Source organism: Methyloterricola oryzae, from assembly GCF_000934725.1.
In the GTDB taxonomy this organism is placed as follows: domain Bacteria; phylum Pseudomonadota; class Gammaproteobacteria; order Methylococcales; family Methylococcaceae; genus Methyloterricola; species Methyloterricola oryzae.
The window spans coordinates 160,676-176,287 of sequence record NZ_JYNS01000008.1; the positions used below are offsets into that span (position 1 = coordinate 160,676).

At 61.4% G+C, this 15,612-nt stretch carries 11 protein-coding genes; all 11 read left to right on the plus strand.

All coding sequences use genetic code 11. From position 1 onward, the window contains the following. Positions 1 to 14 precede the first annotated feature (14 nt). The 11 genes from rne to EK23_RS12635 all read left to right on the plus strand — a co-directional run bounded on the left by rne (position 15) and on the right by EK23_RS12635 (position 15,579). On the plus strand, positions 15 to 2,618 hold the full coding sequence (rne, locus tag EK23_RS22540; protein ID WP_082054164.1) for a ribonuclease E: 2,604 nt from the start codon (positions 15 to 17) through the stop codon (positions 2,616 to 2,618). A gap of 794 nt (positions 2,619 to 3,412) precedes the next feature. Continuing rightward, positions 3,413 to 4,696, plus strand: a complete 1,284-nt coding sequence (locus EK23_RS12590) for an ABC transporter substrate-binding protein (RefSeq protein WP_082054165.1) — start codon at positions 3,413 to 3,415, stop codon at positions 4,694 to 4,696. A gap of 12 nt (positions 4,697 to 4,708) precedes the next feature. After that, a complete protein-coding gene (locus tag EK23_RS12595) occupies positions 4,709 to 5,674 on the plus strand; it encodes a PQQ-dependent catabolism-associated beta-propeller protein (protein WP_045225710.1) in 966 nt (321 codons plus the stop codon). After that, the gene (locus tag EK23_RS12600) at positions 5,671 to 6,414 is read left to right on the plus strand and encodes an ABC transporter ATP-binding protein (protein WP_045225711.1); all 744 of its coding nucleotides are present in this window, start codon (positions 5,671 to 5,673) and stop codon (positions 6,412 to 6,414) included. Before EK23_RS12595 ends, EK23_RS12600 begins: the two co-directional genes overlap by 4 nt. After that, positions 6,411 to 7,217 carry an ABC transporter permease gene (locus tag EK23_RS12605; protein WP_045225712.1) on the plus strand — a complete coding sequence of 269 codons (807 nt, stop codon included), beginning with the start codon at positions 6,411 to 6,413 and terminating at the stop codon, positions 7,215 to 7,217. Before EK23_RS12600 ends, EK23_RS12605 begins: the two co-directional genes overlap by 4 nt. Further along, positions 7,214 to 8,296, plus strand: coding sequence for a dTDP-glucose 4,6-dehydratase (rfbB, locus tag EK23_RS12610; RefSeq protein ID WP_045225713.1), 1,083 nt, complete (start codon positions 7,214 to 7,216; stop codon positions 8,294 to 8,296). The genes EK23_RS12605 and rfbB overlap by 4 nt, the downstream gene beginning before the upstream one ends. Continuing rightward, the gene (gene rfbA / locus EK23_RS12615; RefSeq protein WP_045225714.1) at positions 8,293 to 9,183 is read left to right on the plus strand and encodes a glucose-1-phosphate thymidylyltransferase RfbA; all 891 of its coding nucleotides are present in this window, start codon (positions 8,293 to 8,295) and stop codon (positions 9,181 to 9,183) included. Before rfbB ends, rfbA begins: the two co-directional genes overlap by 4 nt. Beyond that, complete coding sequence (gene rfbC, locus EK23_RS12620; protein ID WP_045225715.1) at positions 9,180 to 9,743, plus strand: dTDP-4-dehydrorhamnose 3,5-epimerase; 564 nt, start codon at positions 9,180 to 9,182, stop codon at positions 9,741 to 9,743. Before rfbA ends, rfbC begins: the two co-directional genes overlap by 4 nt. After that, positions 9,740 to 10,642, plus strand: coding sequence for a dTDP-4-dehydrorhamnose reductase (gene rfbD / locus EK23_RS12625; protein WP_045225716.1), 903 nt, complete (start codon positions 9,740 to 9,742; stop codon positions 10,640 to 10,642). The genes rfbC and rfbD overlap by 4 nt, the downstream gene beginning before the upstream one ends. A 114-nt stretch (positions 10,643 to 10,756) precedes the next feature. After that, entirely contained in the window at positions 10,757 to 14,248 is a 3,492-nt protein-coding gene (dnaE, locus tag EK23_RS12630; RefSeq protein ID WP_045225717.1) for a DNA polymerase III subunit alpha, read from the plus strand. Further along, a complete protein-coding gene (locus EK23_RS12635) occupies positions 14,245 to 15,579 on the plus strand; it encodes a TolC family outer membrane protein (RefSeq protein ID WP_235282037.1) in 1,335 nt (444 codons plus the stop codon). Before dnaE ends, EK23_RS12635 begins: the two co-directional genes overlap by 4 nt. The last annotated feature ends 33 nt before the right edge of the window (positions 15,580 to 15,612 follow it).

Consider the following 15,612-nt stretch of genomic DNA (forward strand, 5'->3'; position numbering starts at 1 on the left):
AAAGGAACAGCCGAATGAAAAGAATGTTAATCAACGCCACGCAGCCCGAGGAATTGCGAGTTGCGTTGGTGGATGGACAGAAACTATACGACTTTGACATAGAAATCCCCTCCAAAGAACAGAAAAAGTCCAATATCTACAAGGGTTCCATCACCCGCATAGAGCCCAGCCTGGAAGCCGCCTTCGTCAACTACGGAGCCGAGCGTCACGGTTTTCTGCCGTTCAAGGAAATCGCTCCCGCCTACCTCGCCGCGCAAGGGGACGAGGAAATCAGCCGCCGCGACATCAAGACCCTGCTCAAAGAAGGCCAGGAAGTGGTGGTGCAGGTAGAAAAGGAAGAACGCGGCAGCAAAGGCGCGGCGCTCACGACCTACATCAGCCTCGCGGGCAGCTATCTGGTCTTGATGCCCAACAACCCTCGCGCGGGCGGCATCTCCAGGCGCATTGAGGGAGAAATCCGCACCGATATGCGCGAGGTCATGAGTGGCCTTGAAATACCGGAGGGCATGGGCCTGATCGTGCGGACGGCGGGCGGCGGCAAATCCGTGGAAGAACTGCAATGGGACCTCAACTACCTGTTGCAACTGTGGGAAGCGATCGACCGCTCCGCCCAGGAAAAGGCTGCGCCTTTCCTGATTTTCCAAGAGAGCAACGTCATCATCCGCGCCCTACGCGATCACCTCCGCGGCGACATCGATGAAATCCTCATCGACAACCCCGCAACCCACAAGCTGGTGCGCAGCTTCCTGGAACAGGTGATGCCTCAGTTCATCAACAAGGCCAAGCTGTATCAGGATTCCGTACCCCTGTTCAGCCGCTACCAGATCGAGAGCCAGATCGAGACCGCCTACAGCCGCGAAGTGCCGCTGCCCTCGGGCGGTGCCATCGTCATCGACCACACCGAAGCGCTCACCACCATCGATATCAATTCGGCGCGGGCGACCAAGGGCGGAGATATCGAGGAGACGGCCCTCAACACCAACCTGGAAGCCGCCGATGAAATTGCCCGCCAGCTGAAGCTGCGCGATCTGGGCGGTTTGTTCGTCATCGACTTCATCGACATGATGGCGGCACGCAATCAGCGCGCGGTGGAAAACCGGCTGCGCGACGCCGTCAAATCGGATCGGGCCCGCATTCAGCTGGGAAGGATTTCGCGCTTCGGATTGCTGGAAATGTCCAGGCAGCGCCTGCGCCCCTCTCTGGGCGAGGCCACGCTGCTGACCTGCCCCCGTTGCAAGGGCCAGGGTACGATCCGCAATGTCGAATCCCTGGCGCTCTCGGTACTTCGCCTCCTGGAAGAGGAAGCGATGAAGAAGAACACCGACAAGATCATCGCTCAGCTTCCCATTGATTCCGCCACCTATCTGCTCAACGAGAAGCGCTCGGTCATCGAGCAGATTGAACAGCGCCAGGATGTCTCCATCATCATCATACCCGCCAGACACTTGGAGACACCGGCCTTCGAAGTGCAGCGCATCCGCAGTGGCCCCTCGGAGGAAGACGTCGAACGCAAGCCCAGCTATCAGCTGATCAAGCGGGAGGAAAACGCACTGCCGCAGTTTGCGCGGGAGAGCCAAGCGGCGGCGGAGCAGCCAGCCATCAAGGAATTCATGCCGCTTTCACCGGCGCCAATGGGCCAGGGCAAGCCCGATCTGGCACCTCCGGCGCAAGGCGGCGGCTTCATCAAGCGCTTTCTCAGCATCATTACCGGAACGCGCCCGGAAGACGAAGCGGAAGTCCAGGCTACGGCAGTGCCAGCGCCAGCGCCGCAACCGAGGCCACGACCGCCACAGAGCCCGCGCGAAACCGAAAGACGGCCGCGCCCGCAACAGCCGCACCGTCATGGCGAGCGGTCCGAAAGGCGTCCGCCCCCGCCGCCAGCACCTAAAGCTCCTGCAGCCGCCGTGGCCAGCACCGGCGAACCCTCCACGACCCGGGAGGCGGAATCCGATGAAAGCAAACAACTCAGGGAGCGGCGCGACCCGGGCAAACGCGGTAACTCGCGCCGCCGCCGCGGACGCCGTGGCGATGGCAATGGTGGACGTAACGGCGGCGAGCGCGCCGCACTTCCGGCCACCGATACGGAAAATGCGGCGCCGGCTGTCGAACCAGCGCCGACTTTCGCCGCAGAACCCGTATCCTATGCGGTCCCTGAAGCCATTCAGCCCAGCCCGACGGACGAGACCGAACCGCCTTCCCATGCGCCGGTAGCCGCCGAAGGCGCGAGCGAAACTCAAGCGACGGCGCACCGGCGTTACCCGCAGCGACCCAAGTCGGCTCAAGTGAACCCCCACTACATCGACTGGGTTGAACCCAAGCAGGACCTCGCCCCAGAGCCGACTGAAACACCATCGCCTTCAAGCGCTGCGGATGCTGTGGAAGCGGTCAATGAGCCTGATGCCCGGCAAGAAGAGGCTGCCGATGATGCGCCGACGCAAGCTGCGGAACCGCGTCGCGCCGCGGGTAAGCGCCGCGGTGGACGTGGGCGCCGCGACCGGCGCTACAACACGCGGCGCGGCGAATCCCAGTCTGGAGAGGGCGGTGCCGCTTCATCCGAGGCAACGTCAGACGCGGAGCCGGATACTGCCCCTTCGCAGTCCCCCGACGATTCGGCCTGATTGCCCGCAAGGATTGAGCTGATTCTGCATGAGACACGGGGCCGCCGCGCCACGCGCCGGCCCCGTGATTTCAAGCCAGTACTAGGATGAAGGTGACACGATCCGGCAATCCGCGCCGCCTGGATAAATGAACCCCAAGGACAATCCTTGTCGGATTAAGCTTTTGTCTTCAAGCGCTTATCGTAATCATAAGAACTTCTGATCACAATAATTCACTAAATCTGCAATAATTTATACCAACTGATGAGCGCGGTCTGGACCGTGCTCCCATGTACCCTCCCTGCTCATTTCTCCTCCTTTTTGGCGACCCCACAGGTCGCTTTTTTTTGTCCATAAAAAAGCCCGCATAATGCGGGCGTTTGATTTTGTTATTTTTTTTATCGAATGCTACGGTGCCGCCTGTACAAGCGACGCATAACGAACGTGTTGTTATAGTTCTCTCGACGCCTTGAAGGCGCTCCTCCTCTTTGACGACTTTTAACATCGAGTCCCTTCCGTGAAACTGGGGCAAAGTCTAAAGTAAAAAATGGCTATGTCTACTGTTCCGATCTAATTTGTTTCACCAATCGAGCACAATCCAAATTAACTGCATATATTTCATTGCCTTATAAATCTAGGCAATTTCATTAAGCCCAGTTTCCAAGTCGACAGGTCAAGTATTGCCCGTACAGCCATCCTTCCTCGCCCATGCCTACGATTCCGATGGCGCCGCGTCGATTGGGAAAAGCTCCCGATTCCTGAACGGGCCAACCGGAAGCCTCGTCTGCAACGGCAGTTTTCGGTATCCTAAAGTGATGCGCCACACTGGCACGTCCAACCACGACCCCCAAGCCCTTCCGCAAGCGTTCCTGTGCCGCCTGCGCAGCGCGTGTTTAATCGTCTGTCTGTGTCTCCTGGCCTATGGGTCGGTCCAGGCCGCCGCTAAAAAGGGCGTTACGAAACCGCCGCCGACACCCGCCGCAACGCCTGCGCCGGACGCCCTCAAAATTGCGTTCCTGCATCCGGCATCCACGCCATCCCTCACTCAGCCGCCGTTTTTCATCGCGGAGGACCGCAGTGGCGGTATGCAGGGGGCGCGTCTCGGGACCCAGGACAATAACACCACCGGCCAATTCACCCGCCAGCACTTCGAACTGCTCGAAGCCGAAATCACCGATGACGTAGCCCCGGCGGAAAAAGCCCGGCAGATGCTGGCGCAGGGCTTCCGCCACCTGATCGTCAATCTGCCGGCGGACGCCATCAAGGCCATCGCCGCCCTGCCGGAGGCTCAGAATGCGCTGATCTACAACATCGGCAGCAGCGACGACGAACTACGCGGCGTCGCCTGCTCGCCGAATCTGTTGCACCTGCTCCCAAGCCGAGCCATGCGCGCCGACGCCCTGGCGCAATACCTGTCAAAAAAGCGCTGGCAAAAGCTTTTGCTGGCCGTGGGGCCGGAAGCCGCGGACCAGGCGTATGCCGCCGCTGTGCGCAGGGCGGCCGCGCGCTTCGGCCTGAAGATCGTGGCGGAGCGTCCCTGGCAGCATACCTTCGACGAGCGCCGCACACCGGAGTCCGAGATTCCCGTCTTCACCCAGGGCGTCGAATACGACATCCTGGTCGTGGCCGATGAATCGGGCGCTTTCGGCGACCTTCTCAGCTACCGTACCTGGTTGTCCCGTCCCGTGGCCGGCACTCAAGGGCTGATGCCCGTGGGCTGGCATTACACCCATGAGCAATGGGGCGCGATCCAATTGCAAAATCGTTTCAAGGACCTGACCGGCGTCTGGATGAGCGAGGTCGATTACGCGGCCTGGCTGGCGGTGCGCGCCATCGGCGAGGCCGCGACACGCACCAAGACCATGCAGTTCGAACCGATCCGCGGCTTCCTGCGCGGACCCGAGCTGTCCCTGGCGGGATTCAAGGGCGTTCCCCTGTCCTTCCGCCCTTGGGATGGCCAGCTGAGGCAGCCCGTGCTGCTCGCCGCCGCACACTCTCTGATTGCGGTGTCGCCCATCGAGGGATTTCTGCACCCCAAGACCGAACTGGACACCTTGGGATATGACCAGCCCGAGAGCCAATGCCACCTGGCACCCTAGGAACCGATACCGATGAAGATCACTTTTGTGCTTGCGATGGCCGCCGCCTTCGCCAATCAAGCGGCCTTGGCCAGTGAAACCCTGTTTGTGACCCTGGAAAAGGACAACGCCCTCGCTCTCGTGGATGCGCAGTCGGGCAAACTCACCAAGACCGTCAAAATCGGCAAGCGCCCACGCGGCATCGAGATCAGCAAGGACTTCAAGTCGATCTACGTGGCCGTTAGCGATGACAATACCATCCTGGTGATCGACTCCAGCACACTGAAAGTCACAGGCAAGCTGCCTTCCGGCGACGATCCGGAAACCTTTGCCATCGCGCCGGACGGCAGCCAGATCTACGCCTCCAATGAGGACGACAACAAGGTCACGGTGATCGACACCGCCACGCGCAAGGCCATCAAGGCGATTCCCGTGGGCGTCGAGCCAGAAGGCATCGCCGTCAGCCCCGACGGACGCTGGCTGGCGAGCACCAGCGAGACCACCAACATGGCCCATTGGATCGACCGGGCCAAGCTCGAGATCGTCGAAAATTCCCTTGTCGACCCAAGACCCCGCTCGGCGCGTTTCACCGATGACAGCAAGCAACTCTGGGTGAGTTCGGAAATCGCGGGGAGCGTGACCGTATTCGACGTCGAATCGAAGACTCCGATCAAGAAGCTCAGCTTCAAGATACCGGGGGTGACGCAGGAGAAGATCCAGCCGGTCGGCATGCGCGTCGACAAGGATCGCCGTTATGCCTATGTCGCTCTAGGCCCCGCCAACCGGGTCGCGGTGATCGATGCCCAGAAGCTCGAGGTGCTGCAATACTTGCTGGTGGGGCAGCGGGTCTGGAATCTGGAGTTCTCACCGGACCAAAAGCGGCTGTACACCACCAACGGCGTCAGCAACGACGTCTCCATCATCGACCTGGAGAAACACAAGGTCCTGAAATCCGTCGCCGTGGGCCAATATCCCTGGGGCATTGCCGTCAAGCCATGAATGAGTCTTCCGCGCCGGCGCTCAAGGTAGCCGGCCTTTCCTACGCCTACGGGAATCGCCGCGCCCTGGATGGCGTGAACTTCACGCTTGCCGAAGGCACCTGCACCATCCTCCTCGGCCCCAATGGCGCCGGCAAGAGCACTCTGTTCGCGCTGATCACGCGCCTTTACGACAGCCGGGACGGTTTCGTGGAAATCGCCGGATTCGAGTTGAAGCAGCAATCGCGCAAGGCCCTGGCGCGGCTCGGCGTCGTGTTTCAGCAACCGACACTGGACCTCGACCTCAGCGTCGAGCAGAACCTGCGCTATCACGCGTCCCTGCACGGCCTGAGCCGGAAGCAGGCGGACGCGCGCATCCGGGAGGAACTGGAACGTCAGTCCATGTTCGAGCGCCGCAAGGAAAAGATTCGCCAGCTCAACGGCGGCCATCGCCGACGCGTGGAAATCGCCAGAGCCTTGTTGCACAGGCCTTCCCTGCTGTTGCTGGACGAACCGACCGTCGGACTGGATGTGCCCAGCCGCAAGGCCATCGTCGACTACGTGCACGGGCTTTGCCTGGATGGCCAAATTGCCGTGTTATGGGCCACGCACCTGATCGACGAGATCTACCCGCAGGACCGCATCATCGTGCTGCACAAAGGCACGATCCGCGCGGATGGCAGCCTGTCCGAGGTGCTTGCCGCCAGCCACAGCGAGACCATCGACAATGCCTTTACCGCACTCACGGGAGGCGCTGCATGAGCCCGTTGCACTATCTGCGCGCCCTGAATGGCATCGTGCTGCGCGAACTCTACCGTTTTGTGCATCAGCGGGAGCGCTTCGTCTCCGCCCTGGTGCGCCCCCTGGTCTGGCTGTTCATCTTCGCCGCGGGCTTCCGCTCCACCCTCGGAGTGGCGATCATACCGCCCTACGAAACCTACATCCTGTACGAGGTCTATATCACACCCGGCCTGCTGGGCATGATCCAGCTTTTCAACGGCATGCAAAGCTCTCTCTCCATGGTCTACGACCGCGAGATGGGCAGCATGCGTACCCTGTTGGTCAGCCCGCTGCCCCGCTGGTTTCTGCTGCTGGGCAAACTCCTCGCGGGCACCCTGGTTTCGGTGCTGCAGGCCTACACTTTCCTGGCGGTGGCCTGGTTCTACGATGTCCAAGCGCCGCCCGAGGGCTACCTGACCTTGCTACCCGCCCTGGTGCTCTCGGGATTGATGCTTGGCGCCTTGGGGCTGCTCCTGTCTTCGTTCATCAAGCAACTGGAGAATTTTGCCGGAGTCATGAATTTCGTGATCTTCCCCATGTTCTTCCTGTCCACCGCCCTCTACCCCCTGTGGAAGATTCAGGAGTCGTCAGAGCTGCTGGAAACCCTCGCCCGTTATAACCCGTTCTCTCAGGCCGTCGAACTGATCCGCTTCGCCCTCTACGAGCAGTTCAACCTGCCAGCCTGCCTACATACCGCCGCCGCCCTGGCCACCTTCCTGCTGCTGGCCGTGATCGGGTACAATCCCTCTAAAGGCATGATGCAAAGGAAAGTTGGGGGAGAATGACAAGAACCAGAACCTGGCTGGTGACCGGCGGAGCCGGCTTCATCGGCGGCAACTTCGTGCTGCGGCAGATGGCGCGGGGTGGCATCCAGGTGATCAATCTGGATGCATTGACTTACGCAGGCAACTTGGACACGCTGGAAAGCGTCAAGGATAACCCGGACCACGTATTCGTACTCGGCTCCATCGGTGACCACGGCTTGCTCGATTACCTGCTGCAGCGCTACCGGCCCGAAGCCATCGTCAATTTCGCGGCGGAAAGCCATGTAGACCGCTCCATCGATTCGCCGGAAGCCTTCGTACAAACCAATGTGCTCGGCACTTTCCATCTGCTGGAGGCAGCCCGCCAGTACTGGCGGCAGTTGCCCAGGCCCGAATCGGGCGCGTTCCGGTTCCTGCATGTGTCCACCGATGAGGTCTACGGCAGCCTGGGTGAAACCGGCAAGTTCACGGAAACCACCCGTTACCAGCCCAATTCGCCCTATTCCGCATCCAAAGCCGGATCGGACCATCTGGTGCGCGCCTACTTCCATACCTATGGCATGCCGGTGCTCACCACCAATTGCTCCAACAACTATGGGCCCTATCAGTTTCCCGAAAAGCTGATCCCCTTGATGATTCACAATGCGCTGGCAGGCAAGGCCCTCCCGGTCTACGGTAAAGGCGCCAACATCCGCGATTGGCTCTATGTGGAGGATCATTGCCGGGCCATCGAGCGGGTGCTGGAATCGGGCGTTCCGGGCCAGGTCTACAACGTCGGCGGCAACAACGAGAAGACCAACCTGGACGTGGTCCATACCCTGTGCGACTTGCTGGATGAACTGGTACCCGGTTCGCCTCACCGCCCTCACCGCCAACTTATTCAGTTCGTGACCGACCGTCCGGGGCATGATCTGCGCTACGCCATCGACGCCAGCAAGATCCGCCAGGACCTGGACTGGGAACCGGAAGAGACCTTCGAATCCGGATTACGCAAGACGGTGCAGTGGTATCTGGATCACCGCGAGTGGACCGGCCGCGTGATGGACGGCAGCTATCTCGGAGAACGACTGGGGCTGGAACCCGAAGAGAACGCCGCGTGAGTGCCAGCCGTAAGGGATTGATCCTGGCCGGAGGCTCGGGCACCCGCCTGCATCCCCTCACCCTCGCCGTCAGCAAGCAGCTGCTGCCGGTGTTCGACAAGCCGATGATCTACTACCCGCTCTCCGTGCTGATGCTGGCGGGGATGCGCGAGGTGCTGATCATCACCACGCCCCATGACCAGCCTCTGTTCCAGGCACTGCTGGGGGACGGTTCACAATGGGGCATGTCCATCACCTATGCCGTGCAGGCCAGGCCCGAGGGTCTCGCCCAGGCCTTCGTCATCGGACGCGAATTCGTCGGCTCCAACCCCAGTTGTTTGATTCTGGGGGACAACATCTTCTATGGCCACGGCTTCCAGAAATACCTGCTGACCGCCGCGGAGCGCACCGAGGGCGCCACGGTGTTCGGCTACTGGGTGAAGGATCCGGAACGCTATGGCGTGGCGGAATTCGACCACGAAGGCAAGGTTACGGCGCTGGTGGAGAAGCCGGCAGCACCCAAGTCCCAGTACGCGGTCACTGGGCTGTATTTCTACGATGCCCAGGTTTGCGACATGGCCCGTGAACTCAAGCCGTCGGCTCGGGGCGAGTTGGAAATCACCGACATCAACAACCTGTACCTACAGCAAGGACAACTTAGGGTGGACAGGCTCGGTCGCGGCATCGCCTGGCTAGACACCGGCACCCACGATTCCCTTATGCAGGCCTCCAACTTCATCCAGACCATCGAAGAAAGGCAGGGCCTCAAAGTGGCCTGTCCCGAGGAAATCGCCTGGAGCCAGGGCTGGATTGACAACGGCCAGGTGGAAGCGCTGGCCGACGGTCTCAACAAGAGCGGGTACGGGCTCTATTTGAAGCAGCTCATTCGCCAGGGAGGCCCGTTATGAAGGTCCGGGAAACGAATCTGCCCGGCGTCCTGCTGCTGGAACCCAAGGTGTTCGGCGATCCGCGCGGTTTTTTCAAGGAAAGCTGGAACCGCAGGACATTCGCCGATGCGGGCTTGAATCTCGAATTTGTCCAGGACAACCTGTCCTTCTCCCGGCGCGGCATCCTGCGCGGGCTGCATTTCCAGAATCCCAACCCCCAGGGCAAGCTGGTCCAGGCCCTGCAAGGGGAGGTGTTCGACGTGGCGGTCGATATCCGCCAGGGTTCCCCGAGCTTTGGCCAGTGGTTCGGCGCGCTGCTGTCCGAGGACAACCATCTGCAAATGTACGTGCCCGAGGGCTTCGCCCACGGTTTCTGCGTGCTCAGCGAGACCGCCCTGTTCGCCTACAAGTGCACCGATTTTTACGATCCTGGCGCCGAATTCAGCCTGCGCTACGACGACCCTGAAATCGGCATAGCATGGCCGCTGACGATCCCGCCTACCCTCTCGGCCAAGGATGAGCAGGCGATTCTCCTACGGGACTTTCCCCGCGAGGCGCTGCCGGTGTACCCGGGCCCATGAAGATCCTGCTGATCGGTCGCGAGGGGCAAATTGCCTGGGAACTGCAACGCAGCCTGGCCTGCCTGGGAGATGTGGTGGCCCTGGACCGCCGCTCCCCGGCCCTGCCGGTGGACCTGGCCGATCCGGATTCGCTACGGAAGGCCGCCAACACCGTTCAACCCCAAGTGATCGTCAACGCGGGAGCCTATACGGCGGTGGACCTGGCGGAGCAGGAGGAGACGCTCGCCTTTCAGATCAATGGCACCGCGCCCGGCGTGCTGGCCGAGGCAGCCCGAACCATCGGCGCTGCGCTGGTCCATTACTCCACGGACTACGTGTTCCCCGGCGACGGTCTGAGCCCTTACACCGAAGACGACCTCACCGGCCCTTCCAGCGTATACGGCCGCAGCAAGCTTCAAGGTGAGCTTGCCATCGCGCAGACCGGCTGTGCGCACCTGATTCTCCGCACCGCCTGGGTATATGGCGGGCGTGGACAGAACTTCCTGCTGACCATGTTGCGCCTGATGCGGGAGCGTGACTCCCTGCAGATCGTGGACGATCAGCGCGGATCACCGTCCTGGAGCCGGATGCTAGCCGAGTCTACTGCCCTGCTCCTTGCCCGTTGCGGAAACTACGAACGGCTTGTGGAGGCCTCAGGCATCTACCATCTGACCTGCGGCGGCGAAACCAGCTGGTACGGGTTCGCCCAGGCCATCCGTGCCGAAGCCATCGCCCGCGGCCTGTTGCCACCGGACTGCGCCCGTCTGGAGCCCATACCTAGCTCCGCCTACCCCCGGCCGGCGCGACGTCCATCCTACTCGGCGCTGAGCAATCAGAAGCTGGCGCAGGCCTTCGACATCCGCTTGCCGAATTGGGAGAATGCCTTGCAACTTTGCTTGTCCGACATGGCGACGGCCTAGCCGCCGGACGCACGCCGTGGCTCCTGTTCGACTCCGCTACAGCCCGTGAGGTTGCGCGGCAATAGAATTCCTTGGCACTGTCTGGCGAGAAAACCGAGATTAGCCTGAGATTCCATGCACGCACCGTTCGTCCATCTCCGCGTACACACCGAATATTCCCTGGTCGACGGCCTGGTCCGCGTCAAGCCGCTGGTCAAGCAGACGCTTAAATTGGGCATGCCCGCGGTGGCTGTCACCGACCAGTCCAATCTGTTCGCCCTGGTCAAGTTCTACAAAGCAGCGATGGGCGAAGGGGTCAAGCCCATCGCGGGTACGGACGTCTGGATCTTGAACGAGTCCGACGCCCATGCGCCCCACCGCTTGACCCTGCTGGTCCAGAACGAAACCGGCTACCGCAATCTCACCGCTTTGATTTCCCGCAGCTACCAGGAAAACCAGCACCAGGGCGTGCCCATGCTCATGGGCCACTGGCTGGCGGAGCGCCATGAAGGCCTCATCGCCCTGTCCGGCGCGATGGCCGGCCAGATCGGCCAGGCGCTATTGACAGGCAACGCGCACGAGGCGCGCAGTGCCCTCGAGAGCATGCACTCCCTGTTCGGCGACCGCTTTTACCTGGAACTGCAGCGTACGGGCAGACCCCACGAAGAGGCGTACCTGGACGCCGCCTTGGAACTGTGTTCGGAATTCGGCGTGGCGCCGGTGGCCACCAACGACGTGCGCTTCCTCCAGCCCTCCGAATTCGATGCCCACGAAGCCCGTGTCTGCATCCATCAGGGGCGGGTGCTGGACGATCCCAGGCGTCCGCGCGAGTACAGCGACCAGCAGTACCTGAAAAGCCCCGAGGAGATGGCGGAATTGTTCGCCGACATCCCCGAAGCCCTGGAAAACACCGTCGAGATCGCCAAGCGCTGCAATCTCGAGCTGACCCTGGGCAAGAACTACCTGCCGGATTTTCCGGTACCCGAAGGCATGAGCGTCGAGGACTACTTCGCGGCCCAGTCGCGCGCCGGACTGGAAGAAAGGCTGGCGGTGCTGATGCCGGGAGCGCCCGCGGAACAGCGCAAGCCCTACGAAGAACGCCTGGACGTGGAAATTGACGTCATCAACCAGATGAAGTTTCCCGGCTACTTCCTCATCGTCGCCGACTTCATACAATGGGCCAAGAACAATGGCATACCCGTAGGACCTGGCCGCGGCTCAGGCGCAGGCTCTCTGGTGGCCTACGCGCTCAAGATCACGGATCTGGACCCCATGCAGTTCGAACTCCTGTTCGAACGCTTCCTCAACCCGGAACGCGTGTCCATGCCCGACTTCGACGTGGACTTCTGCATGGAGCGGCGCGACGAAGTGATCGACTACGTGGCACGCCACTACGGCCGCGACCGCGTCTCCCAGATCATCACCTACGGTTCCATGGCCGCCAAGGCGGTGGTGCGCGACGTCGGGCGCGTATTGGGTCATCCCTATGGTTTTGTCGATCGCATCGCCAAGCTCATACCCTTTGAATTGGGCATGACCCTGGACAAGGCGCTCAAGGAAAGCGAGGACCTCCGAAAGCTCTACGACATGGACGAGGAGGTCAAGGCCCTAATCGACCTCGCCAAGTCCCTGGAAGGCATCACCCGCAACGCCGGTAAGCATGCGGGCGGCGTGGTTATCGCGCCGTCCCGGCTGATCGATTTCAGCCCGCTGTATTGCGAGCAGGGCGGCGACAATCTGGTGACCCAGTTCGATAAGGACGACGTGGAAGCGGTGGGTCTGGTCAAGTTCGACTTCCTGGGCCTGCGCACCCTCACCATCATCGACTGGGCCATGGAGACGGTCAACCGGCAGCGTACCGAGCAAAGTCTTGAGGCGCTGGACATCAATCACATTCCCAGGGACGACCCCGCCACGTACGCCCTGCTCAAGCGCAAGGCCACCACCGCCGTGTTTCAGCTCGAATCACGCGGCATGAAGGAACTGATCGGGCGCCTCCTGCCGGACTGCTTCGAGGACATCATCGCCTTGGTGGCGCTGTTCCGCCCGGGGCCTCTGCAATCGGGCATGGTGGATGATTTCGTCAACCGCAAGCACGGCAAGGCCAAGGTGGATTACCCCCACCCCAGCCTGGAAGGCATCCTCAAGCCCACCTACGGCGTGATCGTCTATCAGGAACAGGTGATGCAGATTGCCCAGGTGCTGGCGGGATACACCCTGGGCGGCGCCGACCTGCTGCGCCGCGCCATGGGCAAGAAAAAGCCCGAGGAAATGGCGAAGCAGCGCGAGATATTCGTCAAGGGCGCTGTCGAAAGGGATGTGGAGGAAGCCACGGCGAGCTACATCTTCGACCTGATGGAGAAGTTCGCCGAGTACGGTTTCAACAAATCCCATTCCGCCGCCTATGCCCTGGTCTCCTACCAGACGGCCTGGCTCAAGGCCCACTACCCCGCTGCCTTCATGGCCGCCGTGCTGTCCGCCGATATGGACAACACCGACAAGGTGGTGGTGCTGATCGAGGAGTGCCGGGAGATGAACCTGGCCATCGTGCCCCCCAATGTCAACGTCTCCCAGTTCCGCTTTACCGTCAACGACGCCGGCCAGATCGTCTATGGGCTCGGCGCCGTGAAGGGCGTGGGGGAAAACGCCATCGAGGACATCATTCGCGAGCGCGAAAGTGCCGGGCCTTACCTCGACCTGTTCGACCTGTGCCGGCGCATCGATCTGCGCAAGGCCAATCGCCGGGTACTGGAAGCTTTGATCCGCGCCGGCGCCCTGGATGTCCTCGACGCGAACCGGGCCCAGCATATGGCGCAGCTGACGGATGCCCTGAAAAACGCCGAGCAGCACGGCCGCATGGAAGCCACGGGGCAAAACGACCTGTTCGGCCTGATCATGGAGTCGGCGCCTGCAGCCGCGCCAGCCGCCGCAACCCCGCCAGTCGAGCCCTGGCCGGAAGACCAGCGGCTGGTGCAGGAAAAGGCGACTCTGGGACTCTATTTGACAGGCCATCCCATCACCCAGTACGAAGGTGAACTGGCCCATTTCATCACCGGGCGTCTTGGCAAACTTAGCGTGGAAGGCGGCGAGCAGCGCGGATACGGAAAACGCGAGGTGCGCGCCGTGGTGGCCGGATTGGTGGTGGACCTGCGCACCAAGCAGAACAAGAACGGCAAGCGCATGGGCTTCCTCAGCCTGGATGACCGCACCGGAAGACTTGAAGTCGCGGTCTTCTCCGAAGTCTTCGACAAAGTGCGGGATAATCTATTGAAGGATGTTCTGATCGTGGCGGAAGGCGGCCTGGGCATGGACGACTTCTCGGGCCAACTGCGCCTCACCGCGGAGAATTTGTACAATATCGACCAGGCCCGCGAGCACTTCGCCAAGAACCTAGTCATCCGTTGGCCGGAGCAGCCCCAATCCGGTCCCGACCTGGCTGCGGAACTGTCAGACCTATTGCGGCCCTTCCAGGGCGGGCGCTGCCCGATTTTGGTGGAATACCAGGGAAGCAAGGCCCGTTCCCTCATACAGCTGGGCGAAGCCTGGCGTGTCCACCCCGGAAGCGAGCTGCTGACACGGCTGCGCAAGCATGTGGGGACTGACCGCGTGAACATCGTCTACCCGTGATCAACCTGCGGCATGCCAGACCAAAGGCGTCCGGCCTTGCGCTAGCGCTTGCCCTGAACTTTTCTCCGGCCCGTGGCGAAAATCTGACGGAAACCTATGACCTAGCCCTGCAAAACGACCCGACGTTGCGCCAGTCGGAGGCCACGCGCGATTCCGTGCTCGAATCCATACCGCAGAGCGTTGCGCGGCTCTTGCCCAACATCAGCGTCTCTGCGCAGATGAGCAAGAATTACTTCAACACAGGTACCACCTTCATTCCAGGACAGCAGGGCTTTCAGAATTTCTGGACCAGTTCCGCCACCTTGCAGGTGACCCAACCCATCTACCATCACGACTACTGGGTACAGTTGGGCCAAGCGGATAACCAGGTCGCGCGGGCAGAAGCCCAGTACGCGGCGGAACACCAGAATCTCATCGTACGCATGGCGCGGGCCTATTTCGATGTACTCTTCGCCGAAGACAGTCTGGAATTCGCCCACGCCGAACGCGTAGCCATCGAGCGGCAATTGGAACAGGCCAAGGCGCGCTTCGACGAGGGCCTCATCGCTATCACCGATGTGCACGAAGCACAAGCCGGTTTCGACCTGGCCAATGCCAACGAGATCCGGGCAGAGAATGAATTGGACAACGCCCGCGAGGCTTTGCGGGAGATCATTGGCCAACAGGAACGCCCGCTCTCGCACCTTGCTCCGGAAATTCCGCTGAGCACGCCCCAGCCCGCCAATCTGGATGACTGGAACCGCCGCGCCCAGGAGAGCAATTTCGACATCATCGCGGCCCAGAATACGGCAGATCTGGCCAAGAAAGCCATCGACCTGCAGTTTGCGGGTCACCTGCCCACTCTGGATCTCGTCGGCCAGGCCGGTTTTTCCGACACCAACCGCATTAACGGGATACGCTACGACAACGAAGTCGTGGGCATGCAGGTGAATGTGCCGCTGTTTGCCGGTGGATCCGTGAATTCCAAGGTGCGCCAGGCCGAGCACGAGCTTTCCGCCGCGAAGGATGCCTTGGACCGGCAGCGGCGCAGCGTCACGCGGCTAACCAAGGATGCCTACCGAAGCGTGCTGTCCTCCATCAGTCAGGTCAAAGCCTTGAAGGCGGCAGTCACATCGGCACAGAGTGCGCTGGAAGCTACCGAGGCGGGATTTGAGGTAGGTACACGGACCATGGTCGATGTATTGGCGGAGCAGCGCAATCTGTATCGTGCTCAACGTGATTATGCCAAGGCACGCTATGATTACATCGTCAGCAGCCTGGTTCTGAAACAGTCCGCCAGCAGCCTTCGGCGGGAAGACGTGGAACTGGTGAACACCTGGCTGAAGCGCTGAACAATACGGTTTCCTCGGCCATTCCCGAACCCC

Excerpts from the sequence above, each read along its gene's own strand:
- rfbC (WP_045225715.1), top strand. The coding sequence starts at position 9,180 with ATGAAGGTCCGGGAAACGAATCTGCCCGGCGTCCTGCTGCTGGAACCC.
- EK23_RS12605 (WP_045225712.1), top strand. The coding sequence starts at position 6,411 with ATGAGCCCGTTGCACTATCTGCGCGCCCTGAATGGCATCGTGCTGCGC.
- EK23_RS12590 (WP_082054165.1), top strand. The coding sequence starts at position 3,413 with ATGCGCCACACTGGCACGTCCAACCACGACCCCCAAGCCCTTCCGCAA.
- dnaE (WP_045225717.1), top strand. The coding sequence starts at position 10,757 with ATGCACGCACCGTTCGTCCATCTCCGCGTACACACCGAATATTCCCTG.
- rne (WP_082054164.1), top strand. The coding sequence starts at position 15 with ATGAAAAGAATGTTAATCAACGCCACGCAGCCCGAGGAATTGCGAGTT.
- rfbD (WP_045225716.1), top strand. The coding sequence starts at position 9,740 with ATGAAGATCCTGCTGATCGGTCGCGAGGGGCAAATTGCCTGGGAACTG.
- rfbB (WP_045225713.1), top strand. The coding sequence starts at position 7,214 with ATGACAAGAACCAGAACCTGGCTGGTGACCGGCGGAGCCGGCTTCATC.
- EK23_RS12600 (WP_045225711.1), top strand. The coding sequence starts at position 5,671 with ATGAATGAGTCTTCCGCGCCGGCGCTCAAGGTAGCCGGCCTTTCCTAC.
- EK23_RS12595 (WP_045225710.1), top strand. The coding sequence starts at position 4,709 with ATGAAGATCACTTTTGTGCTTGCGATGGCCGCCGCCTTCGCCAATCAA.